The 23940-nt window shown below is 59.8% G+C and carries 25 protein-coding genes; 24 read left to right on the top strand and 1 reads right to left on the bottom strand.

The features are described 5' to 3' along the window. Positions 1-54: 54 nt before the first annotated feature. From F0M17_RS11600 to rpsQ, 17 genes are all read left to right on the top strand, one after another. Entirely contained in the window at positions 55-3945 is a 3891-nt protein-coding gene (locus F0M17_RS11600; protein WP_038992206.1) for a DNA-directed RNA polymerase subunit beta', read from the top strand. A gap of 601 nt (positions 3946-4546) precedes the next feature. Beyond that, positions 4547-4921, top strand: a complete 375-nt coding sequence (rpsL, locus tag F0M17_RS11595; RefSeq protein ID WP_013349694.1) for a 30S ribosomal protein S12 — start codon at positions 4547-4549, stop codon at positions 4919-4921. Then, positions 4921-5391: a 30S ribosomal protein S7 gene (gene rpsG / locus F0M17_RS11590; protein WP_038992204.1), complete on the top strand. Its 471-nt coding sequence runs from the start codon at positions 4921-4923 to the stop codon at positions 5389-5391. Before rpsL ends, rpsG begins: the two co-directional genes overlap by 1 nt. 69 nt (positions 5392-5460) lie before the next feature. Continuing rightward, positions 5461-7575, top strand: coding sequence for an elongation factor G (fusA, locus tag F0M17_RS11585; protein ID WP_038992202.1), 2115 nt, complete (start codon positions 5461-5463; stop codon positions 7573-7575). A gap of 241 nt (positions 7576-7816) precedes the next feature. Continuing rightward, positions 7817-9007 (top strand): elongation factor Tu, encoded by a 1191-nt coding sequence (gene tuf / locus F0M17_RS11580; protein ID WP_038992200.1) that lies wholly within the window; start codon positions 7817-7819, stop codon positions 9005-9007. A gap of 153 nt (positions 9008-9160) precedes the next feature. Then, complete coding sequence (locus tag F0M17_RS11575; RefSeq protein WP_149597140.1) at positions 9161-12937, top strand: hypothetical protein; 3777 nt, start codon at positions 9161-9163, stop codon at positions 12935-12937. A gap of 399 nt (positions 12938-13336) precedes the next feature. Next, positions 13337-13645, top strand: coding sequence for a 30S ribosomal protein S10 (rpsJ, locus tag F0M17_RS11570; RefSeq protein ID WP_013349689.1), 309 nt, complete (start codon positions 13337-13339; stop codon positions 13643-13645). 20 nt (positions 13646-13665) lie between these two features. Further along, a complete protein-coding gene (gene rplC / locus F0M17_RS11565; RefSeq protein ID WP_038992198.1) occupies positions 13666-14316 on the top strand; it encodes a 50S ribosomal protein L3 in 651 nt (216 codons plus the stop codon). Positions 14317-14320: 4 nt separating this feature from the next. Further along, a complete protein-coding gene (gene rplD / locus F0M17_RS11560) occupies positions 14321-14923 on the top strand; it encodes a 50S ribosomal protein L4 (protein ID WP_038992197.1) in 603 nt (200 codons plus the stop codon). After that, on the top strand, positions 14920-15222 hold the full coding sequence (gene rplW / locus F0M17_RS11555) for a 50S ribosomal protein L23 (RefSeq protein ID WP_038992196.1): 303 nt from the start codon (positions 14920-14922) through the stop codon (positions 15220-15222). The genes rplD and rplW overlap by 4 nt, the downstream gene beginning before the upstream one ends. A 31-nt stretch (positions 15223-15253) precedes the next feature. Further along, positions 15254-16093, top strand: a complete 840-nt coding sequence (rplB, locus tag F0M17_RS11550) for a 50S ribosomal protein L2 (RefSeq protein WP_038992195.1) — start codon at positions 15254-15256, stop codon at positions 16091-16093. A 12-nt stretch (positions 16094-16105) separates the two neighbouring features. Further along, positions 16106-16387 (top strand): 30S ribosomal protein S19, encoded by a 282-nt coding sequence (rpsS, locus tag F0M17_RS11545; protein ID WP_022874134.1) that lies wholly within the window; start codon positions 16106-16108, stop codon positions 16385-16387. A gap of 59 nt (positions 16388-16446) precedes the next feature. Then, positions 16447-16812, top strand: a complete 366-nt coding sequence (rplV, locus tag F0M17_RS11540; RefSeq protein ID WP_013349683.1) for a 50S ribosomal protein L22 — start codon at positions 16447-16449, stop codon at positions 16810-16812. Continuing rightward, the gene (gene rpsC / locus F0M17_RS11535) at positions 16813-17592 is read left to right on the top strand and encodes a 30S ribosomal protein S3 (protein ID WP_038992194.1); all 780 of its coding nucleotides are present in this window, start codon (positions 16813-16815) and stop codon (positions 17590-17592) included. Then, entirely contained in the window at positions 17593-18009 is a 417-nt protein-coding gene (rplP, locus tag F0M17_RS11530) for a 50S ribosomal protein L16 (protein WP_022874131.1), read from the top strand. A 2-nt stretch (positions 18010-18011) separates the two neighbouring features. After that, a complete protein-coding gene (rpmC, locus tag F0M17_RS11525; RefSeq protein ID WP_038992193.1) occupies positions 18012-18275 on the top strand; it encodes a 50S ribosomal protein L29 in 264 nt (87 codons plus the stop codon). Then, a complete protein-coding gene (gene rpsQ / locus F0M17_RS11520; protein WP_013349679.1) occupies positions 18275-18562 on the top strand; it encodes a 30S ribosomal protein S17 in 288 nt (95 codons plus the stop codon). The genes rpmC and rpsQ overlap by 1 nt, the downstream gene beginning before the upstream one ends. Positions 18563-18750: 188 nt before the next feature. Here rpsQ and F0M17_RS11515 read toward each other — a convergent pair whose 3' ends face one another. Next, positions 18751-19542, bottom strand: coding sequence for a helix-turn-helix domain-containing protein (locus F0M17_RS11515; RefSeq protein ID WP_121867127.1), 792 nt, complete (start codon positions 19540-19542; stop codon positions 18751-18753). Between the two features lie 70 nt (positions 19543-19612). On the opposite strand from F0M17_RS11515, the gene F0M17_RS11510 reads away from it, so the two are divergent. From F0M17_RS11510 to rplF, 7 genes are all read left to right on the top strand, one after another. After that, the gene (locus F0M17_RS11510) at positions 19613-20119 is read left to right on the top strand and encodes a glyoxalase/bleomycin resistance/extradiol dioxygenase family protein (protein ID WP_073705899.1); all 507 of its coding nucleotides are present in this window, start codon (positions 19613-19615) and stop codon (positions 20117-20119) included. A gap of 116 nt (positions 20120-20235) precedes the next feature. Continuing rightward, the gene (locus F0M17_RS11505) at positions 20236-21174 is read left to right on the top strand and encodes an endonuclease/exonuclease/phosphatase family protein (RefSeq protein WP_162989322.1); all 939 of its coding nucleotides are present in this window, start codon (positions 20236-20238) and stop codon (positions 21172-21174) included. A gap of 464 nt (positions 21175-21638) precedes the next feature. Next, positions 21639-22010: a 50S ribosomal protein L14 gene (gene rplN / locus F0M17_RS11500; RefSeq protein WP_038992191.1), complete on the top strand. Its 372-nt coding sequence runs from the start codon at positions 21639-21641 to the stop codon at positions 22008-22010. 2 nt (positions 22011-22012) lie between these two features. Next, positions 22013-22357, top strand: coding sequence for a 50S ribosomal protein L24 (gene rplX / locus F0M17_RS11495; RefSeq protein ID WP_038992190.1), 345 nt, complete (start codon positions 22013-22015; stop codon positions 22355-22357). Further along, positions 22357-22926, top strand: coding sequence for a 50S ribosomal protein L5 (gene rplE, locus F0M17_RS11490; RefSeq protein ID WP_038992189.1), 570 nt, complete (start codon positions 22357-22359; stop codon positions 22924-22926). The genes rplX and rplE overlap by 1 nt, the downstream gene beginning before the upstream one ends. A 57-nt stretch (positions 22927-22983) precedes the next feature. Beyond that, complete coding sequence (gene rpsH / locus F0M17_RS11485) at positions 22984-23382, top strand: 30S ribosomal protein S8 (RefSeq protein ID WP_013349671.1); 399 nt, start codon at positions 22984-22986, stop codon at positions 23380-23382. A 20-nt stretch (positions 23383-23402) separates the two neighbouring features. Next, positions 23403-23939 carry a 50S ribosomal protein L6 gene (gene rplF / locus F0M17_RS11480; RefSeq protein ID WP_038992188.1) on the top strand — a complete coding sequence of 179 codons (537 nt, stop codon included), beginning with the start codon at positions 23403-23405 and terminating at the stop codon, positions 23937-23939. Position 23940 lies beyond the last annotated feature (1 nt).

Raw genomic sequence — 23940 nt, 5'->3', positions numbered from 1 at the left:
TTCCAACCTCATTCGTATCGACTTCAGACACCACAGAAGAGAGAAAAGGACCATATGTCCAGCGATTCCTCATTCGGCCTCATGCGAATCAACCTTGCCACCGCGGATGAAATCCGTGGCTGGAGCTACGGCGAGGTCAAGAAGCCGGAAACCATCAACTACCGCACCCTGAAGCCGGAGAAGGACGGTCTTTTCTGCGAAAAGATCTTCGGCCCTTCCCGCGACTGGGAATGCTACTGCGGCAAGTACAAGCGCGTGCGCTTCAAGGGCATCATCTGCGAGCGTTGCGGCGTCGAGGTGACCCGCGCGAACGTACGCCGTGAGCGCATGGGCCACATCGAGCTTGCAGCCCCAGTGACCCACATCTGGTACTTCAAGGGCGTTCCATCGCGCTTGGGCTACCTGCTTGATCTGGCTCCGAAGGACCTCGAAAAGGTCATCTACTTCGCTGCCTACATGATCACCAGCGTGAACGAGGAACGTCGTCACGCCGAGATGCCGAACCTGCAGGCCCAGCACGACCTGGAGCTGCGCAACCTTGCGAACAACGCGGAAGCCGACAAGAAGGCTGTTGCAGCCGACCTGGAAGCCGAGCTGGAGCGCATGGAAGCAGAAGGCGCCAAGAACGCCGAGCTGAACAAGGCACGCACCCTGGCCGAGAAGACTGTTCTGCAGATCGACAAGCGCGCCAAGGCCGAGGCCGAGCGCCTGCGTGCGGTTTGGGAGCGCTTCAAGAACCTGAAGGTCGCCGACCTGGAAGGCGACGAAGGCCTGTACCGCACCATGCGTGAGAAGTACGGACTGTTCTTCGAGGGCTCCATGGGTGCAGAAGCCATCCAGAAGCGCCTGGAGAACTTCGACCTGGCGGCCGAAGCTGAAGAGCTGAAGACCGTGATCGAGAACGGCAAGGGCCAGAAGAAGGCCCGCGCCCTCAAGCGACTCAAGGTCGTCAACGCGTTCCTGGCCAACGGCAACTCGCCCAAGGGCATGGTCCTCGACGCTGTTCCGGTGATCCCGCCAGAACTGCGCCCAATGGTCCAGCTCGACGGTGGCCGTTTCGCCACCTCGGACCTGAACGACCTGTACCGCCGCGTGATCAACCGCAACAACCGCCTCAAGCGCCTGCTTGATCTCGGCGCGCCTGAGATCATCGTGAACAACGAAAAGCGCATGATGCAGGAAGCTGTTGACTCGCTGTTCGACAACGGCCGCCGCGGCCGTCCGGTCACCGGTCCAGGCAACCGTCCGCTCAAGTCCCTGAGCGACATGCTCAAGGGCAAGCAGGGCCGCTTCCGCCAGAACCTGCTGGGCAAGCGCGTCGACTACTCGGGCCGTTCGGTCATCGTGGTCGGCCCGCAGCTGAAGCTGCACCAGTGCGGCCTGCCGAAGCAGATGGCGCTGGAGCTGTTCAAGCCGTTCGTGATGAAGCGCCTGGTTGACCTCAACCACGCACAGAACATCAAGTCGGCCAAGCGCATGGTTGAGCGCTACCGTCCGCAGGTGTGGGATGTCCTTGAAGAGATCATCACCGAGCACCCGGTACTGCTGAACCGTGCACCGACCCTGCACCGCTTGGGCATCCAGGCCTTCGAACCACAGCTGATCGAAGGCAAGGCCCTGCAGCTGCACCCATTGGTCTGCGGCGCGTTCAACGCCGACTTCGACGGCGACCAGATGGCAGTGCACCTGCCGCTGAGCCCAGAAGCCCAGGCTGAAGCACGCATCTTGATGCTGTCCTCGCACAACATCTTGAAGCCTTCCGATGGCCGCCCAGTGGCACAGCCTTCGCAGGATATGATCATCGGCTTGCACCACTTGACCACCAAGCGTCCAAACGAAAAGGGCGCCGGCCGAGTATTCGCCACCGTTTCCGAGGCCATCATGGCCAAGGATCTGGGCGAGCTGCACCTGAACGCACCGATCAAGGTCCGCGTGGAGAACTTCGTTCCTTCCGCAGACCAGCCAGCCCCTGAGGGTTGGGAGCCAGGTACCCCGGCACTGCTGGAGACCTCGCTCGGCCAGGTGCTGTTCAACGACACCCTGCCTGCGGACTACCCATGGGTTGCCACCGTGGCCGGCAAGGATGCGCTTTCGGAGATCGTGAACGATTTGGCAGAGCGCTACCCGAAGATCGTTGCAGCTGCCACCCTGGACAACCTGAAGGACGCCGGTTTCTACTGGTCGACCCGTTCGGGTGTCACCGTGGCGATCTCGGACATCACCTCGAACATGGACAAGACCGCAATTCTTGCTCCATACGAGGAGAAGGCCGCCAAGGTCCAGGCTTCCTACGACAAGGGCCTGATTGCCGATACCGAACGCCGCCAGGACCTGATCGACATCTGGACCAAGGCTACCGACGAGGTTGCCGAGGCGATGAAGAACGGCATGGAAGAGCTGAACACCATTAACCGAATGGTGACTTCCAAGGCTCGCGGTAACTACCTGCAGCTGCGTCAGATCGCGGGTATCCGTGGTCTGGTGTCCAACCCCAAGGGCGAGATCATCCCGCGCCCGATCAAGTCCTCGTACCGCGAAGGCTTGTCGGTTCTGGAGTACTTCATCGCTACCCACGGCGCCCGCAAGGGCCTGGCGGATACCGCGCTGAAGACCGCGAACTCGGGCTACCTGACCCGTCGCCTGGTCGACGTTTCGCAGGATGTCATCGTTCGCGAAGAGGACTGCGGCACCAAGCGCGGCCTGACCGTTGCCATCGCGGACAACTCCGCCGGCATCCGTGTCAAGCACGAGACCGTGGAGAACTCGGCGTACACCCGTACGCTGGCTGCCGACGTGAAGGACGCCGAAGGCAACGTGCTGGCTACCGCCGGCTCGGATGTCGGAGACGTGCTGATCGACGAGCTGTACGCTGCAGGCGTGGACGAGATCCGCGTCCGCTCCGTGCTGACCTGCGACTCGGCTGTTGGAACGTGCGCGCTGTGCTACGGCCGTTCGCTGGCCAGCGGCAAGACCGTGGACATCGGCGAGGCTGTGGGCATCATCGCCGCGCAGTCCATCGGCGAGCCTGGTACCCAGCTGACCATGCGTACCTTCCACACCGGTGGTGTGGCATCGGCTGACGACATCACCCAGGGTCTGCCTCGTATCCAGGAATTGTTCGAAGCCCGTACCCCTAAGGGTGTGGCTCCGATGTCCGAGGTCGCCGGTCGCGTGTCGATCGAAGACGACGAGAAGCAGCTGCGTGTTGTGGTCACCCCGGACAACGGCGACGAGAAGCAGGCCTACCCGGTTCTGCGTCGAGCCCGCCTACTGGTTGAAGAGGGCGAAAGCATTGCTGCCGGTACCCAGCTGACCAGCGGTACCCTGGATCCGAAGCAGGTTCTTCGAGTCCTCGGCCCGCGTGAGGCACAGAAGTTCCTGGTCCGCGAGGTCCAGGATGTGTACCAGTCGCAGGGTGTAGGCATCCACGATAAGCACGTGGAAGTCATCGTCCGCCAGATGCTGCGCCGCGTCACCGTCATCGAGTCCGGCGACACCGACCTGCTTCCAGCCGAGCTGGCCGATCGTTCGCGCTTCACCGCTGCGAACCGCAAGGCTGTCTCGGAAGGCAAGCGTCCTGCTGCCGGCCGTGACGAGATGATGGGCATTACCAAGGCCTCGCTGGCCACCGATTCGTGGCTGTCGGCTGCTTCCTTCCAGGAAACCACTCGCGTCCTCACCCAGGCCGCGATGGAAGGCAAGGAAGATCCGCTGCGCGGCCTGAAGGAGAACGTGATCATCGGTAAGCTGATCCCGGCCGGTACCGGTCTGGACCGCTACACCCAGGTCAACGTCGAGCCAACCGATGAAGCAAAGGCAACTTTGTTCACCGGCACCTCGGCCTTCTCCTCCGGCCTGTACGACGATGCACTGGAAGGCGGGCTGTCGCCTGAATTCCGTGCCATCTCGATGGACGACTACGACCACGGCTCGGACTTCCGCTAAGCCGGAAGCCGGGACGCCGTAAGGTAGCCTGAACCAATGCCTGCCCGCACACTGTGCGGGCAGGCATTGGGCGTTTAACCGAGACTGCAGCCGTCTACTGGGGGAGAAGTGGTGGGCTGCTGGCAGCGCAGATAATCAGGTGATGAATCTTCTGGATGATTTGACTACCGGTTTACCGTGACGATAAAACCGGCGGCCGGTAGCAGGTGGTCAACAAGCAGTGGCCAGCGCCGGGTTCAGGTAGTTTTCACCTGGCGGCCCAGTGGCGTTCAGCTACGGCAGATAGCGTGGTCACTGCCCAAACAGGCTCGATGGCGTAAGGGCGAGCGGGGCCTTCGCGGTGAGTTAGCTTACTGTACATGGTGGCTCGGTGGATTAATGCTAGACTGAGATCAATTGTTTTATGTGTGGCAAAATGGACTCCGTCCGGGTTGCGGGTAGGTTGCGCAACGAATGCCACACTTTCGCACGCCTAGGGACTTTTGATTCTGAGTGCGCGGTAAAGCAAGCAGCTAGCTACATTGCGAAGCGCTAAAACTTTTCTAGGCTTAGGCGTTTTCGTCGTGTTGCCGAAGAACTTAGACAATGGAAGGACACGAAAGTGCCTACTATTCAGCAGCTGGTCCGCAAGGGCCGCTCGCCTAAGGTCGTCAAGACCAAGGCCCCTGCCCTTAAGGGCAACCCAATGCGCCGTGGCGTGTGCACCCGTGTGTACACCACCACCCCGAAGAAGCCAAACTCGGCTCTGCGTAAGGTCGCACGTGTGCGCCTTGCCGGTGGCGTCGAAGTTACCGCTTACATTCCAGGTGTCGGACACAACCTGCAGGAACACTCCATCGTGCTCGTTCGCGGTGGTCGTGTGAAGGACCTTCCAGGTGTCCGCTACAAGATTGTTCGTGGTGCTCTGGATACCCAGGGTGTGAAGGATCGTAAGCAGGCTCGTTCCCGCTACGGTGCAAAGAAGGATGGTAAGTAATGCCTCGTAAGGGTCCGGCGCCAAAGCGCCCACTAGTTTCTGATCCAGTCTTCGATTCCCCATTGGTCACCCAGTTGATCAACAAGGTTCTCGTAGACGGCAAGAAGTCCACTGCAGAGCGCATTGTTTATGGTGCACTCGAAGGTGCCGCGGCAAAGTCCGGCACCGATGCTGTTTCGACCCTCAAGAAGGCCATGGACAACATCCGTCCAGCCCTCGAGGTTCGTTCCCGCCGTGTCGGTGGCGCTACCTACCAGGTTCCTGTTGAGGTCAAGCCAGGCCGTGCAACCGCACTGGCTCTGCGCTGGCTGGTTGGCTACTCGAAGGCTCGCCGCGAGAAGACCATGATCGAACGTTTGATGAACGAGATCCTGGACGCATCGAACGGTCTGGGTGCCGCTGTGAAGCGTCGCGAAGACACTCACAAGATGGCTGAGTCCAACAAGGCCTTCGCCCACTACCGCTGGTAAGAACCGCTCGGAAAAGCTGGGCATCAACCGATGCCCAGCGATTCCGGCCTCACCTTATAGGGAGACAACGTGGCACAGGACGTGCTTACTGACCTTAACAAGGTCCGCAATATCGGCATCATGGCTCACATTGACGCCGGTAAGACCACTACCACTGAGCGCATCCTTTTCTACACGGGTGTGAACCACAAGCTCGGTGAAACCCACGACGGTGCTTCGACCACCGACTGGATGGAGCAGGAAAAGGAACGCGGTATCACCATTACCTCCGCGGCCGTGACCTGCTTCTGGAACAAGAACCAGATCAACATCATCGATACCCCGGGCCACGTTGACTTCACCGTTGAGGTGGAGCGCTCGCTGCGCGTGCTCGATGGCGCCGTTGCCGTCTTCGATGGCAAGGAAGGCGTTGAGCCTCAGTCCGAGACCGTTTGGCGCCAGGCTGACAAGTACAACGTTCCACGTATCTGCTTCGTCAACAAGATGGACAAGCTGGGTGCTGACTTCTACTTCACCGTAGACACCATCATCAACCGCCTGGGTGCCAAGCCGCTGGTCATGCAGCTGCCAATCGGTTCCGAGTCGGACTTCATCGGTGTTGTCGACCTGCTGACCATGAAGGCTTTCGTTTGGGAAGGCGACGCCAAGGGCGACGTTTCGCTGGGCGCCGCTTACGAGACCCGCGAAATCCCTGCAGACCTGCAGGAAAAGGCTGAAGAGTACCGCGCCAAGCTGGTTGAAGATGTCGCTGAGGCATCCGAAGAGCTCATGGAGAAGTACCTCGAAGGCGAAGAGATCTCCCTCGAGGAACTGAAGGCTGGCATCCGCAAGCTGACCGTGAACTCGGAAGCTTACCCGGTATTCTGTGGTTCGGCGTTCAAGAACCGCGGCGTGCAGCCAATGCTCGACGCTGTTGTCGACTTCCTGCCAAGCCCGCTCGACGTGGGCGCAATGGTCGGTCACGATCCTAAGAACGAAGAAATCGAGCTCACTCGCGAGCCTTCCGAGGATGCACCATTCTCGGCACTGGCATTCAAGATTGCCGCTCACCCATTCTTCGGCCAGTTGAACTTCATCCGCGTTTACTCCGGCAAGGTAGAGTCCGGCGCGCAGCTGCTGAACTCCACCAAGCAGAAGAAGGAGCGCGTTGGCAAGCTCTTCCAGATGCACTCCAACAAGGAGCAGCCGGTAGATGAGATCCACGCAGGTCACATCTACGCTGTGATCGGCCTGAAGGACACCACCACCGGTGACACCCTGTGCGATCCGCAGAACCCAATCGTCCTCGAATCGATGACCTTCCCGGATCCAGTGATCTTCGTGGCCATCGAACCAAAGACCAAGGGTGACCAGGAAAAGCTGTCGACCGCTATCCAGAAGCTGTCCGCAGAAGACCCAACCTTCACCGTGTCCCTGAACGAAGACACCGGCCAGACCGAAATCGGCGGCATGGGCGAGCTTCACCTGGACATCCTCGTTGACCGCATGAAGCGCGAATTCCGCGTTGAGGCCAACGTTGGCAAGCCGCAGGTTGCATACCGCGAAACCATCAAGAAGGCTGTGGAGAAGGTCGACTTCACCCACAAGAAGCAGACCGGTGGTTCGGGCCAGTTCGCAAAGGTCCAGGTCTCGTTCGAGCCTCTGGAAGTTGTCGACGGCGTAACCTACGAGTTCAAGAACGCTGTTACCGGTGGTCGCGTTCCTCGCGAGTACATTCCTTCGGTCGACGCAGGTATCCAGGACGCAATGCAGTACGGTATCCTCGCAGGCTACCCACTGGTTGGCGTCAAGGCTACCCTCATCGATGGTGCTTACCACGATGTCGACTCCTCGGAAATGGCCTTCAAGATCGCTGGTTCCCAGGTATTCAAGGAAGGCGCACGCCGCGCTAACCCTGTTCTGCTTGAACCACTGATGAGCGTTGAAGTCCGTACCCCAGAAGAGTACATGGGCGACGTTATCGGTGACTTGAACTCCCGCCGTGGTTCCATCCAGGAGATGTCCGACGCTGCTGGCGTCAAGGTCATCCGCGCTGGTGTGCCGCTGTCCGAGATGTTCGGTTACATTGGTGACCTGCGTTCCAAGACCCAGGGTCGCGCAGTTTACTCGATGACCTTCGACAGCTACTCTGAGGTTCCGAAGGCAGTAGCCGACGAGATCATCCAGAAGTCCCGCGGCGAGTAATCGTCTCGGAATAAAACCTGGCCGTGACCCCCATTGCGGGGAAGTGGCCGATCGCGGGCCGGTTCCGTTGGGAAACGGAGCCGGCGCCGCAAACGGCCAACGAGGGATTTGCATCACAATGCAGGTCCCGCAGAGGACCGGAATTTCCTAAATTATCCAAGCCCCCAGTAGACTATTTCTAGTTCGTTTGCGAACCGCGCAGACGAAGAATGTCTTCTGTAAATGTTTCTAGGAGGAACTTGTGGCAAAGGCAAAGTTCGAGCGCAACAAGCCGCACGTCAACATTGGTACCATCGGTCACGTTGACCACGGTAAGACCACTCTGACCGCGGCTATCTCCAAGGTTCTGGCTGACAAGTACCCAGACCTGAACGAACAGCGCGACTTCGCTAACATCGACTCGGCACCGGAAGAGCGCCAGCGCGGTATTACCATCAACATCTCGCACATCGAGTACCAGACCGAGAAGCGCCACTACGCACACGTAGACGCTCCAGGTCACGCTGACTATGTCAAGAACATGATCACCGGTGCTGCACAGATGGACGGCGCAATCCTCGTTGTTGCCGCCACCGATGGCCCAATGGCTCAGACCCGCGAGCACGTTCTGCTGGCCCGCCAGGTTGGTGTTCCAACCCTGATGGTCGCACTGAACAAGTCGGACATGGTTGAGGACGAAGAGCTGCTCGAGCTCGTGGAGATGGAAGTTCGCGAACTTCTGTCCTCGCAGGGCTTCGATGGCGACGACGCTCCAGTGATCCGCGTTTCGGGCCTGAAGGCTCTGGAAGGCGATCCAAAGTGGGTTGCAGCAGTTGAGGAACTGATGGACGCTGCTGACAGCTTCATCCCGGATCCAGTTCGCGACCGCGACAAGCCATTCCTGATGCCAATTGAAGATGTCTTCACCATCACCGGCCGCGGTACCGTTGTTACCGGTCGCGCCGAGCGTGGCACCCTGGCAATCAACTCGGAAGTTGAGATTGTCGGCATCCGCCCAATCCAGAAGACCACCGTTACCGGTATCGAGATGTTCCACAAGCAGCTCGACGAAGCATGGGCAGGCGAGAACTGTGGTCTGCTGCTTCGCGGTCTGAAGCGCGACGATGTTGAGCGCGGCCAGGTTGTCGTAGCCCCAGGCTCGATCACCCCGCACACCAACTTCGAAGCTAACGTCTACATCCTGTCGAAGGACGAAGGCGGACGTCACAACCCGTTCTACTCGAACTACCGTCCGCAGTTCTACTTCCGCACCACCGACGTTACCGGCGTTATCACCCTCCCAGAGGGCACCGAAATGGTTATGCCAGGCGACAACACCGAAATGTCGGTTGAGCTGATCCAGCCAATCGCTATGGAAGAGGGCCTCGGCTTCGCAATTCGCGAAGGCGGCCGCACCGTTGGTTCGGGCAAGGTTACCTCCATCACCAAGTAGTCATTACTTGACGGTGTAGTTCCCTAGCGGACTGAGAAAATCCCCCAGCACTTATGTGCTGGGGGATTTTTTTGGTTAATTGAGAGCGTCAGCTAGTGAATATATCTAGAAGGTGGTCTAATTGGAGAGCGCACCAATTCATTAACTGGGGGAGTGGCTTCAATGATCGGCTGGGTCATCGTATCTATCATCTTGATCCTGCTGGCCTTCGGCCTTGGCCGACGCCGAGGAAAACGGGCTGCTTCGCACAGCCCGCAACAGCTGGATGCTCTGGGTGAAGCCTGGCAGAGAGGCTACGACGAGGCCGTCAGATACTTGGGGCAATCCGGTGGGAAGGCTCCCGCGGAGCCAGCCGTCGACGAAGCCCTGGGGGCCCCGGGGGGCCCGGTACCGCCGGATAATGCGCAACCCGCGCAGCCGCAACCAGCAGCCGTCAACGACGCCGCGCCGGTCGTATCAGGGGCCGAGGCGGTTCGTGGCAGCCAGCCGTACCTCCAGCGAGTTCCTGCTAATGCAGCTTCCGCCTACCGCGCTCCTGCCCCCGCGGCGGCGACCGGGTCTGCGGTGCCGGCAAAGCCGATGAAGGCCCTGACCAAGCGCGAGCGCGAATTGCGCAATATCAATATCACGCTCTACGTCGCGGCTCTGATGATCGTTGCTGCCGGCGCGCTATTCCTGAGCTTCGCGTTGCCACCGCTCTCCAAGCTCATTGCCCTCTTCCTGCTCTCGGCTGCGTTCTACGGCGGCGGTCTGATCACCTATTCTGTAAAGCCTTCCTTGCGGCCAGCGGGTGCCGCTTTCGCCGGCACCGGTTTGGCCTTGCTGCCGTTGTGCGCCATCGCCACGCATAGCACGCTGGAGCTCTCCGGGCCAGCGACCTGGCTGATATTCTCGGCCATCGGCACGGTAGCAGTGGGCTATGCGACGCTGGCGCTCAAGTCCCGTGTTTTGGCCTGGGTGGCCGTGCTGATTCTGGTCAGCACCGCCATGGCAGGCGCGGCCACCATGCAGCGCGGAGTCCTCTACTACATGCTGATCCTGCTGGTGCTCTCGATCGTGCTGATGCTTCTCGCCGCACGCAGCGAAAGGATCCGCGCGTCGATCTTCTTCCAAGCGCTGATCGGCACCGCGCAGCTGCTGCCTGCGTTCGTCTTCGTGCTGGCGGCGATCCTTGTCGAGATGCTCACCAGCCGGGATCTGTTCTGGATCTTCGCCTTGCTCACCGCCCAGTTGCTGATCAGTGTCAGGCTGCTCGCCAACCGGCGTTTGCTTCGCACGTATGCTGCCCGCGCCTCGTTCATGGCCATGCTCGTGTCCGGCTGCAACTATCTTGGCTTGACCGCAACGAGCACCTGGCTGGTGCTTGCCTGCGCATTGGGACTCCAGGCCGTGGCAGTCCTGCGCTGGGCTACCGGCTATCGGCAGAGATTGGGATTGGCACTCAAGCACTTGCAAATTGAACGCGCGGTGCTGTGGAGCGCCGGGATTGCGTCCGTCTTCTTCGCGTACTTTGCCGCAGAGGGCTTCGAAGCCTTCATGCTCAGCTGCATCGCGGTCCCCGTCTTCATGGCGTTGGCAGTCCCGGGCCTGCTGCGCGGAACCAAGCTGGAAATTGGTGCCATTGCGGTACTTCCGCTCGTGACGCTGGTGGATCTGCAGAATTACAGCTGGCGTCCGCTGCCGGCTTTCGTGCTGGCACTGGTCGGTCTTTCGCTGGCGCATCGCCGCACACGCAGCCTGCTTAAGGAAATCACCGGCCACGTGCGCTGGGTACTGGAGCTGATTGGCGCAGGAGTGCTCGGCGCGGCGCTCCAGGAGCTCACGACCGATGGTGACGGATCTGCGAATGGCACCGCCTCGTTGATTGCAGTGCTCCTGGTGATGTTCATCTTGTGGGTGGCGAATCTGGCGAGCCGATCCTTGCTGGAAGGAGGATTGGCGCAGGCGCACCGGCTGGGGCGTGTGGGTGCTTCGGCGCTGCTCGGCGTGGTACTGCTGCTCGGCCTGAGAATCCTGTCAACCAGGGGCGAAGACGGCTACGGTGCAAGTTCCATGGCGTTCCTCGGGCTCAGCTCGCTGGCTTGGTTCATCGTCGGCTTGGTGGTTGCAGCGGGCCTGGTCATTGCCTCGGGGTGGCGGCTTCGAGACCTTGCTGTCCAGCGACCCGAGCTGGGACAGTCGATCAGCCTGGGGGCAGCAGGACTGCTGCTGGGGCTCTATGCGCTCAGCTTCGGCAGGCATTTCTGGCCGCTGGCGATTTTCATCGGGGCGGCTTCCTTGGGTTACTTCATCTGGTGCCTGCGCCGTAGCATCAATCAGCGGTGGAAGGTCATCTACGCCGCGTTGGCCCAAGTGCTCTTCAGCTCCATGGTGTGGTGGCTTGCCTACAGCATGGAATTCGATATCCACGGCCGGTTCTGCCTGCTGCTGGTTTCGGTGGCCATCCCGCAATTGGTCCGGTTGCTGGCCAGCATCCGCAGAGGCAATGCGCTGCGTAGCGAATTGCGGTGGATGGCAGTTGGCCTGCTGGCGGGCATTCCAGCGGCAACGTTGGCTTACGGGCAGCTCGCCGGCGGCTTGGATCGGGGAGCGGTTCTCCTTGCCTGCTTGTTCTTCGGGCTGCACGGACTGGCTGCATTCAAGGCTGAGACCGGTCTGGCGATAGTGAAGCGGCAGCTCTATCTGCTGGCCCCGATTCTGTCGCTGATCCTGCTGATCAGCATTCCGGCGCTGGCGATGCCCGATGCGACCGGGTGGGTCCGCACCATCTGGTGGAGTTCGCAAGCTGCTTGCGCCATGCTGCTGGCGGTGGGCCTCGGCGCCCTCATCCTTGAATGGCGTTTGCGTGCCAAGAAGCAGTATTCGCTGGCCGTGGCGCTGGCAATCTTCCTTCCTGCGGTATGGGCCGCCGCATGGCAGGCAGGTTCTTGGTGGGCAGTTGCTGCGCACTTGTTAATGGCTTGCGCGCTCATCCTCATGGTGCACACGCGTTCGAGTGCCTGGTATGCCGCCGGATCGAGCATCATGCTGGCTGTGGCAATCCTGCGTGCGGTCTTCGAAGTGCGGCAAGCTGGTGGCGCCTTGATGATGGAACTGATGGATGCCGCATGGGCGCTGGCGGGCACGGGCATGGTGCTGTATCTGCTTGCCATCTTCCATGGGCGAATGAAGGAACCAACACCGGGATATCCTCGCTTCGGCTGCCTTCATGCGGATCCGCCCGGTGCTGCTTCGCGATTGTATTTTGCTGGCATGCTCTTCGCGTTGCTGCTGGCAGGTGGGATCGGCCACCTCGACGCTGGCGCAACATGGCAGGTGGTCGGCGGTGCGCTGCTCATCTTCGGTGTTGCGGTGCTGGTGCGGCTCTACGAGCTTCCCCAGGCGCTGGTGATTTTCGGAGTGGACGGCTTCATTCTCCTCGGGGCCCTGCTCTCGCTCAGCAGCTATGCGCAGATCGCCGGCGCACCGCGGGCCAGCAGCGTGGCAGCCTATGCCTGCATTGTTGCAGTAGTGCTGGTGGTGTGGCGCAATGTCAGAGCCGATGCGCGATTGCAGAAGATCTACCTGCTGGCTGCATCGGCCGCCGGCAGCCTGGCTTTGCTGACGGCGCTGGTCGAATCCAATGGTGCAGCCCAGGTGATCGGCCTGGTCTTCTTCGGCGCACTGGTGGCGTGGGGGCTGAAGCTGGGGGAGCGGCTATTCATCTGGTGGGGTGCGGCAGCCATCACCCTGGCAGTCTTGTGGTTCCTGCGTGACCTGGCGTTCCTCTGGCTGGTGGTCATCGGCCTGGGGCTGATTGCCGCCGCGGTCTTCAAGCTGGTGAAGGTTGACAAGCAGGAATCCGTGCCGGCGAAGCAGGGGAGCCTGGCAGATCCACCGATGCCTGCGGGGCCGGAGCGGACCGGACAGGATGGGCCAGAGCCGTCGTGAGGTCAAGATCACGGGCACGGATAGGCATAAAAGATTTGCGCGATCGTGGCCGACCTGTCAGACTAGATAAGTTGCTTCAGTGCAACCCGGTCCCCATTTATGGGGTAACCGGATCTGGTTTGAACGACCGGGATCGACTCTCACGCAGGATAATGCCTGGGGTTCGGGATCGATACAACTGCTTCAAATTATAAGGCCCCTCGATAAGGTGAAAACTTTGTGGGTGTTTTGTGACTGAAATTTTCACGACACGCCCGAGCGCGGGGGTCGGAGCCTCCTGCGGGTGAGGAACCCGGATCTGATCCGGATTCAGCCGCAGAGCAAGGCGTGCCGGTCCGGAAGGACCCGTATATAGGCACAGAAACTTTAGATAGTGCTAACAGAAAGAGGCATGACGCCATGGCGGGACAGAAAATCCGCATCCGGCTGAAGTCGTATGACCACGAGGTCATTGACGTTTCGGCCCGGAAGATCGTTGAGACGGTCACGCGCGCAGGCGCAACCGTAGTCGGCCCAGTGCCGCTGCCAACGGAGAAGAACGTGTACTGCGTTATCCGTTCGCCACACAAGTACAAGGACAGCCGTGAGCACTTCGAAATGCGCACGCACAAGCGTCTGATCGACATCGTTGATCCGACCCCGAAGGCTGTTGATTCGCTGATGCGTCTCGACCTGCCAGCGGATGTCAACATCGAAATCAAGCTTTAAGGGGAGGTGGCGAGAAAACTATGACCGCAACCCGTAATTTCAAGGGCCTGCTGGGCACGAAGCTCGGCATGACCCAGGTTTGGGATTCGAACAACAACCTGATCCCTGTCACCGTCGTGCAGGCTGACAGCAACGTTGTCACCAAGCTCATCACTGAAGAGCGCGATGGCTACACCGCAGTTCAGATCGGCTACGGCCAGATCGATCCTCGCAAGGTCACCAAGCCAATGGCTGGCCACTTCGAGGCTGCTGGCGTTACCCCACGTCGCCACCTGGTAGAACTGCGCACCGCAGACGCTGCCGAGTACACCGCAGGCCAGGAGCTCTCCGTAGAGGTCTTCGAAGCCGGCCAGAAGGTCGACGTCGTAGGCACCTCGAAGGGTAAGGGCTTCGCCGGCGTTATGAAGCGCCACAACTTCTCCGGTGTTGGCGCATCGCACGGTGCTCACAAGAACCACCGTAAGCCAGGTTCCATCGGCGGCGCATCGACCCCAGGTCGCGTATTCCGCGGACAGAAGATGGCCGGTCGCATGGGTGCTGAGCGTGTTACCACTCAGAACCTGACCATTCACGCTATCGACGTTGAGAAGAACCTCCTGCTGATCAAGGGTGCCGTTCCAGGCGCCCGCGGCCGCGTCGTTCTCGTACGCAACGCCGTGAAGGGAGCATAAGTAAATGACTAAGGCACTTAACGTCGAACTGCCTGCAGAGATCTTCGACGTACAGACCAACGTCCCGCTGCTGCACCAGGTTGTCGTCGCACAGCTTGCTGCTGCCCGCCAGGGTACCCACAAGACCAAGGACCGCTCCGAGGTTTCGGGTGCAGGTCGCAAGCCGTTCAAGCAGAAGGGTACCGGCCGCGCCCGCCAGGGTTCGATCCGTGCTCCGCACATGACCGGCGGTGGCATTGTCCACGGTCCAACCCCACGTGACTACTCGCAGCGTACCCCGAAGAAGATGAAGGCTGCTGCACTGCGCGGCGCCCTGTCTGATCGCGCACGCTTCGATCGCGTCCACGTGATTGAGAACCTGGTTGCTGGCGAAACGCCTTCGACCAAGGAAGCTCTGGCTACCTTGCGTTCGCTCACCGAGCGCAAGAACCTGCTTGTCGTCATCGATCGCGCCAACGATGTTGCTGCCCTCTCGGTTCGCAACCTCGTCAATGTGCACGTTCTGTACGTCGACCAGCTGAACACCTACGATGTTCTGGTTTCGGATGACGTAGTCTTCACCAAGGCTGCCTTCGATGCCCTGGTCCAGAAGGAGGAAGCCAAGTGAGCGCGTTCTCAAAGGCTCCACACGACGTGGTCATCGCACCTGTCGTATCGGAAAAGAGCTACGGTCTGATCGACGAAGGTCAGTACACCTTCGAGGTGGCACCAGGCTCCAACAAGTCGGAAATCAAGTACGCCGTTGAAGCCATCTTCAACGTCAAGGTTGACTCCGTTAACACCATCAACCGAGCTGGCAAGCGCAAGCGCACCCGCTTCGGGTGGGGTGCGCGCAAGAACACCAAGCGCGCCATCGTCACCTTGAAGGACGGCTCGATTGACATCTTCGGCGGTCCGCTTTCCTAAGCGGAGACCACTTTAACGAGGAATATAAATAATGGGAATTCGTAAGTACAAGCCGACTACCCCGGGCCTTCGCGGCTCGTCGGTAGCCGACTTCGCAGAAATCACCCGATCGACTCCGGAAAAGTCGTTGGTTCGTCCACTGACCAAGTCAGGCGGCCGTAACAACTCCGGTAAGATCACCACCCGTCACAAGGGTGGCGGACACAAGCGCGCCTACCGCGTGATCGACTTCCGTCGTCACGACAAGGACGGCGTTCCGGCAAAGGTCGCTCACATCGAGTACGACCCGAACCGTACCGCACGCATTGCGCTGCTCCACTACGTGGACGGCACCAAGCGCTACATCATCGCACCGAACAACCTGAAGCAGGGCGATGCCATTGAGGCCGGCGCAAACGCCGACATCAAGCCAGGCAACAACCTGCCACTGCGTAACATCCCGGTTGGTACCGTGATCCACGCTGTTGAGCTCCGCCCAGGCGGCGGCGCCAAGATGGCTCGTTCCGCTGGTGCATCGATCCAGCTGGTAGCCCGCGAGGGCCGCTACGCTCAGCTGCGTTTGCCTTCGGGCGAAATCCGCAACGTTGATGTGCGCTGCCGCGCAACCATCGGCGAAGTTGGCAACGCTGAGCAGATCAACATCAACTGGGGCAAGGCCGGCCGTATGCGCTGGAAGGGCGTACGCCCAACCGTTCGCGGTGTTGTCATGAACCCAGTTGACCACCCACATGGTGGCGGTGAAGGCAAGACCTCCGGTGGTCGTCACCCGGTCAACCCTAACGGTAAGCGTGAGGGACGCACCCGTCGTCCAAACAAGGAAAGCGACAAGCTCATTGTGCGTCGCCGCAAGACCGGCAAGAACAAGCGATAGGAGCCTGGAAACATGCCACGCAGCCTGAAGAAAGGCCCCTTCGTCGATCAGCACCTGTTCCTGAAGGTCGTTGCTGAAAACGAAAAGGGCACCAAGAACGTCATCAAGACGTGGTCCCGCCGTTCGATGATCATCCCGGACATGCTGGGACACACCATCGCCGTACACGACGGTCGCAAGCACATCCCAGTGTTCGTCACCGAATCGATGGTTGGACACAAGCTCGGAGAGTTTGCCCCAACCCGTACGTTCCGTGGCCACGTGAAGGACGACAAGAAGGGCAAGCGCCGCTAGGCCCCGCGAGGGTACTAGTATCGCTTAGCACTTCTTCGATAGACGAGAGAAGGATAGCAATGGAAGCCAAGGCAATTGCGCGTCACATCCGCGTAACGCCTATGAAGGCCCGGCGCGTCGTCAACCTTGTTCGTGGTCTGCAGACCAACGAGGCACTGGCCATCTTGAAGTTTGCCCCACAGGCAGCTTCGGAGCCGGTATACAAGGTTGTCGCATCGGCAGTGGCTAACGCCCGTGCCGCCGCGGACCGCGCAGGTGAAGCATTCAATGAGGACGAGCTGTTTATCAGCGAAGCGTTTGTTGACGAAGGTCCGACCATGAAGCGGTTCCAGCCGCGTGCACAGGGTCGCGCATTCCAGATCAAGAAGCGCACCAGCCACGTGACTGTGGTTGTTTCAACCACGCAGAAGGGTGGGGAGAACTAAATGGGACAGAAGATTAACCCGAACGGTTTCCGTCTCGGCATCACCACCGATCACGTTTCCCACTGGTTCGCTGATTCCAGCAAGCCAGGCCAGCGCTACGCTGACTACGTGAAGGAAGATGTCCAGATCCGCGCCCTGCTGTCTAACGGCATGGACCGCGCTGGCATCGCCCGCGTCGAGATCGAGCGTACCCGTGACCGCGTACGTGTGGATATCCACACTGCACGTCCAGGTATCGTCATTGGTCGTCGCGGCGCAGAAGCTGACCGCATTCGCGGCGAGCTGGAAAAGCTCACCAAGAAGCAGGTTCAGCTGAACATCCTCGAGGTCAAGAACCCTGACATGGAGGCCATGCTGGTCGCCCAGGGCATTGCCGAGCAGCTTGCTTCCCGCGTGGCTTTCCGCCGTGCGATGAAGAAGGCAATGCAGTCGGCAATGCGCGCTGGTGCCAAGGGCATCCGCGTTCAGTGCTCCGGTCGACTTGGCGGCGCAGAAATGTCCCGCAAGGAGTTCTACCGCGAAGGCCGTGTGCCGCTGCACACCCTGCGCGCGAACATCGACTTCGGCAAGTTCGAAGCCAAGACCACCTTCGGCCGCATCGGCGTGAAGGTCTGGATCTACAAGGGTGACGTTACCGCCAAGGAACTGGCTGCACAGCAGGCTGCTGCTCCAGCTCGTGGCGGCCGTGGCGGCAACGACCGTCCACGTGGCGGCGAACGCCGTCGTCGCAACGATCGCAAGGGCGCTGCAGCTCCGGCTGCGGAAGGAGGACAGGCTTAAATGCTTATCCCACGTCGTGTGAAGTTCCGCAAGCAGCACCACCCGAAGCGTTCGGGCGCTGCTAAGGGCGGCACCACCGTAGCATTCGGTGAGTTCGGTATCCAGGCGTTGACCCCGGCTTACGTGACTAACCGTCAGATCGAAGCCGCTCGTATCGCCATGACCCGTTACATCAAGCGTGGCGGTAAGGTCTGGATCAACATCTACCCAGACCGTCCGCTGACCAAGAAGCCTGCCGAAACCCGCATGGGTTCCGGTAAGGGTTCGCCGGAGTGGTGGGTCGCCAACGTCAAGCCAGGACGAGTCATGTTTGAACTCGGTGGCGTCAGTGAAGAGGTAGCTAAAGAGGCATTGCGTCTTGCAATCCACAAGCTGCCAATGAAGGCACGCATCGTGCGTCGTGAAGGTGGTGAATAGGGATGTCTATCGGTTCGAAGGACCTTAGCATTGAGTCCCTGGACGGCTTCGATACCGCTCGTTTGAACGAGGAATTGAAGAAGGCCAAGGCAGAACTGTTCAACCTGCGTTTCCAGTCGGCTACCGGCCAGCTGGAATCCCACGGGAACCTGAAGGCAATCAAGCGCGATATCGCCCGCATCTACACTGTGCTGCGCGAGCGCGAGCTGGGCATTCGTGAGGATGTCGTTGTTCCGGTTGAAGAAACCAAGAAGGATTCCAAGTAATGAGCGAGAAGGAGAACGGTGTGGATAACGCTACCGAGCGTAACGACCGCAAGACCCTCCGTGGTTACGTGGTATCCGACAAGATGCAGAAGACCATCGTCGTAGACGTTGAGGACCGTGTGAAGCACGCCCTCTACGGCAAGGTTATGCGTCGCAACAAGAACGTAAAGGCTCACGACGAGAACAACGAAGCCGGCATCGGCGACTTGGTTGTCATCGCTGAGACCCGCCCGCTGTCCGCTGACAAGCGCTGGCGTCTCGTTGAGATCGTAGAGAAGGCTAAGTAAGCTTCCCCGCGATTTCACGGATCTCGTGATTGACGAAACGCCCCGGACTTTTCGCAAGAAGAGTCCGGGGCGTTTCTGTATTCAATGCCGTGAATGGCATCTGGCACCGACCCACAGAACGGGACGTGCACTAATTGACCGCAGCTGACGGCTACCTGACCGCTAATAGTAACTGCGGTGTTGGCAGGCTAGATTCTGCCCTGCCGATAAGTTCGAGGGGAATAACCCAGCACCTTCCGGAAATCGGCAGCGAGATGGGCTTGATCTGAATATCCCAGCTCCGCGGCAATGCCAGCGATGGAGGCCCCAGGGTCATCGCGCAGCCTACGGGCTGCTTCTTGCAAGCGATAGCGCCGAATCACTGCCAGCGGTCCCAGACCCAAATACCGTTCCGACATCCGTTGCAGGCTGCGCGAACTGAGCGACAGGTGTTGGGCCAAGTGGGAAACCCTCACGATCCCGCGTTCCATGGCGACGGCGTCGAGCAATTCATTGGCACGCAGGCCTTCGCGCGACACGTGTGGAAGATGGGCGTTGAACCACGAGCTGAAGGCATCAGCACAGGCGGCCCCGTTGCTTTCGTGGGAGCCCCGCGTTTTGATCTCGGTGATCGCGGCCAGCAGCTCAGGCGCGTTGAACTGGATTTCCTGGTCCAGCAGCTGCACAGGCTCCACGCCCAGAGCCTGAGCAGCTGCGGGCCGGAGCAAGGCTGCAACGGCCCATCCGCTGCCGGACAAGTCGCGGTGCGATGCTCCGCTGGCCGGGCCGGAAAGCGTTACCCCCTCTGCCTGAACGACCAGATTCATTTGCGGAAAGGGTAGCAATTCCTGCCTTGAGGTGCGTCCCGGGGCAACATCCCATTCCACTAGCCAAAACCACGAGACCAACTGTCTGAGGCACGGATCGGGCGAGTAGCGCTCGATTGCCGGTAGGCGGGCGGGATACAAAACGCCGCGCGGATCTGCTGCAGCTTCCTCCATGGCCTACCACCCGTACAAGTTGTCGCATATTTACAAGATCCAGCGTGCCACACACTCCTAGGCTGAAGATATGGAAAATCTCGAAGAAGCCACGCACGGCGTGACAGGAAGGCATACCACTGCTGGCGTGCCGCATGGGGTCACCAGCTTGACGCCATTCTTGGCGGTACCCAACGCAAGGGCAGCCCTGGAATTCTATGCAGAAGTCTTTGGCGCCACCGTATTGGATTCGACCGAAATGGGCGGGGCAGTAGTCCACGCGGAGATAGATTTCGGCAATGGCCACTTGCAGATTGGCGAACCGTCACCTGCCTATGGATTGGTCGGGCCACCGGCCGCCCCGAACGCCTGCTATTCCTTGGGATACTACTGCGAAAATGCAGATGCGGTAGTGGCCAGGGCCAAGGCCGCAGGTGCCGCGATTCGAGAGCCACTGAGCAACTTCGTCTCGGGGGACCGCTTTGCATCAATCCTCGATCCCTTTGGCGTCCGCTGGTCCATCATGTCAAGGGTTCAGGATCTGTCGACGGAAGAGAGCGCACGGCGTGTAGCGCAGTGGGCATCGCAGCAATCGTAAATTGGACAAAGGCTTAGCTGGACGCGAACCGACCAGCAACGAACGGATGGGAAAGCGTCCTGACCGGAATCACAATTCGGATCGCGTAGGCTCGGGGCGTGATGATTCGACGACGAATGCCGTACTTTCGGTGGTCTGCCGGTGCGGTTCTGGTTCTCGCCCTGGCTATTGGAGCCCTGCCGTATCTGGGTTTCCTCGGCGGCGGATGGATTCCCAAGCTCCAGGCCTTCCAGCCTTACCTCCTGCTCCTTCCGGCAGCGGGCCTCGTTATGGGCCTGCTGCGCAAGAAGTGGATGATCAGCGGATGCCTGTTCGTGCTCCTGCTTTGCGGGACAGTGCCCAACGTGCAACTGAACGCTGTCGAGGGGCAGTCGGGAAACGACAACTCCGAGCTGGTCGTCTTATCGTTCAATGCGTTGAAAGCCGGAGCGGACCCTGAACAGCTCGCGGAAGTGATCAGCAGGACGGAACCGCAGATTCTCGTCCTGGTGGAAACCAGCGAACCATTGCACCGGCAGCTCGCAGGTCGCGGCGCCCTGGACGACCTCGGCTATCGGAGCCACGAGGCGCCCAGTGGGGGAGAACGGGATACCGTGATCTTTTCAAAGTATCCATTGCAGGAACGCGCCACCGATCTGGATGCAGAAGCCACGGGTTGGTATTCCTTGCCTGTCGTCGATGTGCAGGCACCTGGCGGCCTCGTGAGCGTGGCCGGCATCCATATCTATCCGCCAGTCGGCGATGCGCAAAGGTGGGAGCGGGGCTTGGCTTCAGTCATCGACTGGTCGGAACAGCAGAAGAACAATCCGGTGATCCTTGCCGGCGACTTCAACTCCGTTCGCTCGCATCCTGCATTCCGGGCCCTGGGGGAAGGATTCGTGCAGGCTGACGGCTTCTTGCCCAGCCCGACCTGGCCAGCTGGCCGGAGCTTCCCGCCGCTGATCGGCATTGACCATATATTGGCGAAGGAACTCACTGTTACGGGGTCTTCTTCCCATGCGGTCGGAGGTTCGGATCACCTGGCGGTAAGCGCAACGTTCGAGTTCTTGGATTGAACCGAAAAATAATCCCACTTATGGCAATCTGCCCGACTTTCGTCCGCGAGAGCGCTCGGAGGGAACTCGAAAGGCAGACGGAAGCCGCTGCAAGCGGCGTGCTGCCTCAACCGATGCCAGCACCAAAACCCCGGAATTCAGGGATTCTGGAGTGCCAACGGTGTGACGAACGACGCTCGCCTTTCTCATACCACACCATTTCGGATTCGCGCCACTCTAGGCTAGACTTAAGAATCTGTGCGCATGATGTTCGAGGACTATCCACCTTCGGCATAATGCAGTGCGGTCCAAATCCGTTTGGCCGCGCAAGCGCAGCCTCGATATTTTACGCCTCGGCCCTGCCGGCAATTGGGATCAGCATTCGGTGCGCCCGCGCCAGTGGGGGTAAGCGATACGTATCGTGGAGACCATATCCGTTCCGCAAGGCTCATTCATGAGAACCAGCGAGACGACAGGAGTAAGAAGTGATTCAGCAGGAGTCGCGACTGAAGGTTGCCGATAACACCGGTGCCAAGGAAATCCTTGCCATTCGTGTTCTTGGCGGCTCGAAGCGTCGCTACGCAAGCATTGGCGACACCATTGTCGCTACCGTCAAGGATGCAATTCCTGGCGGCAACGTGAAGAAGGGCGACGTCGTCAAGGCAGTCGTCGTTCGCACCAAGAAGGAAATCCGTCGTGCAGACGGTTCCTACATCAAGTTCGACGAGAACGCTGCAGTGATCCTCAAGGGTGACGCTGCCGATCCTCGTGGCACTCGTATTTTCGGCCCAGTGGGCCGCGAGCTTCGTGACAAGAAGTTCATGAAGATCGTTTCCCTGGCTCCGGAGGTGCTGTAACCATGGGCGCAAAGATCAAGAAGGGTGACTTGGTCCAGGTCATCGCTGGCAAGGATCGTGGCCTGCAGGGCAAGGTCCTGAAGGTCATCACCGAGACCAACCGCGTGCTGGTCGAAGGCGTCAACCGCGTCACCAAGCACACCAAGGCTGGTCAGACCGAATCCGGTTCGGCCACCGGCGGCATCGAGGTTGTCGAGGCACCAGTGCACGTTTCCAACGTTGCAGTGGTTGACCCAGAGACCAAGAAGCCAACCCGCGTCGGCTTCCGCGAGGAAACCGTTGAAAAGAACGGCGTGTCCAAGACTGTACGCGTCCGTTACGCCAAGGCTTCCGGAAAGGATCTGTAATGACTGAAGCAGCCACCAAGATCCAGCCACGTCTGAAGGCTAAGTACGCAGCTGACATCCGCCCTGCCCTGCAGGAGCAGTTCAACTACGCCAACCCAATGCAGGTACCATCCCTGACCAAGGTTGTCGTGAACATGGGTGTTGGCGAAGCGGCCAAGGACTCGAAGCTCATTGAAGGCGCCGTACGCGACCTGACCGCAATTACCGGTCAGAAGCCAGTGGTTACCAAGGCCCGCAAGTCGATCGCTCAGTTCAAGCTGCGCGAAGGCATGCCAATCGGTACCCACACCACCCTGCGTAACGATCGCATGTGGGAATTCGTCGACCGCCTGATCACCCTGGCACTGCCTCGTATCCGCGACTTCCGCGGCCTGAGCGACCGCCAGTTCGATGGCAATGGCAACTACACTTTCGGTCTGACCGAACAGTCGATGTTCCATGAAATCGATGTGGACAAGGTTGACCGCGTACGTGGTATGGACATCACCGTCGTTACCACCGCCAAGACTGATGACGAAGGCCGTGCCTTGCTCAAGGCTCTGGGCTTCCCATTCAAGACCAACAACTAATCTCACTACGTTACAGGTCCGCTAAGGAAACCGTAACGAGGAAGGGCTGAAGCCCACATGTCTATGACAGATCCAGTCGCAGATATGCTGACTCGTCTGCGCAACGCCAACTCGGCTTACCACGACACTGTGTCGATGCCGTCGAGCAAGCTGAAAGTGCGCATTGCAAACATCCTCAAGGAACAGGGCTACATCGCCTCGTTCGAGGAAGTAGCAGCAGAAGTCGGCAAGACTCTGACTATCACTTTGAAGTACGGCCCATCGCGTGAGCGTTCGATCGCTGGCGTACGCCGTATCTCCAAGCCAGGTCTTCGCGTTTACGCAAAGTCCACCAACCTGCCTCACGTGCTCGGTGGCCTTGGCATCGCTATCCTGTCCACCTCCTCCGGTCTGCTTACCGACCGTCAGGCTGCAAAGAAGGGCGTGGGTGGGGAAGTCCTCGCCTACGTCTGGTAACGGGAAAGGGGAAACATACAATGTCACGTATTGGACGTCTTCCGATTTCCGTACCTGCCAACGTTGAGTTGAATGTCGACGGCCAGCTGGTCGCCGTCAAGGGTCCCAAGGGTGAACTTTCGATCACCGTCAAGGCTCCAATCACCGTTGCCAAGGACGAGAACACTGTTACCGTCAGCCGCCCGAACGACTCCCGCGAGGCTCGTTCGCTGCACGGTCTGACCCGCACCCTGATCAACAACATGATCGTTGGTGTGACCGAGGGTTACGAGAAGAAGCTCGAAATCCACGGTACCGGTTACCGCGTACAGGCTAAGGGTGCCGACCTGGAGCTTGCTCTGGGCTACTCGCACCCAGTGAAGGTTGCTGCCGTTGACGGCATCACCTTCTCGGTCGAGGGCAACAACAAGATCACCGTTGCTGGTATCGACAAGCAGCACGTCGGTGAGGTTGCCGCTAACATCCGCAAGCTGCGCAAGACCGAGCCTTACAAGGGCAAGGGCATTCGCTACGCTGGCGAGATCATCCGCCGCAAGGTCGGAAAGGCTGGTAAGTAAA

The organism is Glutamicibacter sp. ZJUTW (assembly GCF_008370855.1).
Taxonomy (GTDB): Bacteria; Actinomycetota; Actinomycetes; order Actinomycetales; family Micrococcaceae; genus Glutamicibacter; species Glutamicibacter nicotianae.
The sequence above is the reverse complement of the archived record's forward strand: the minus strand, read 5'-3'. Positions and strand labels throughout refer to the sequence as shown.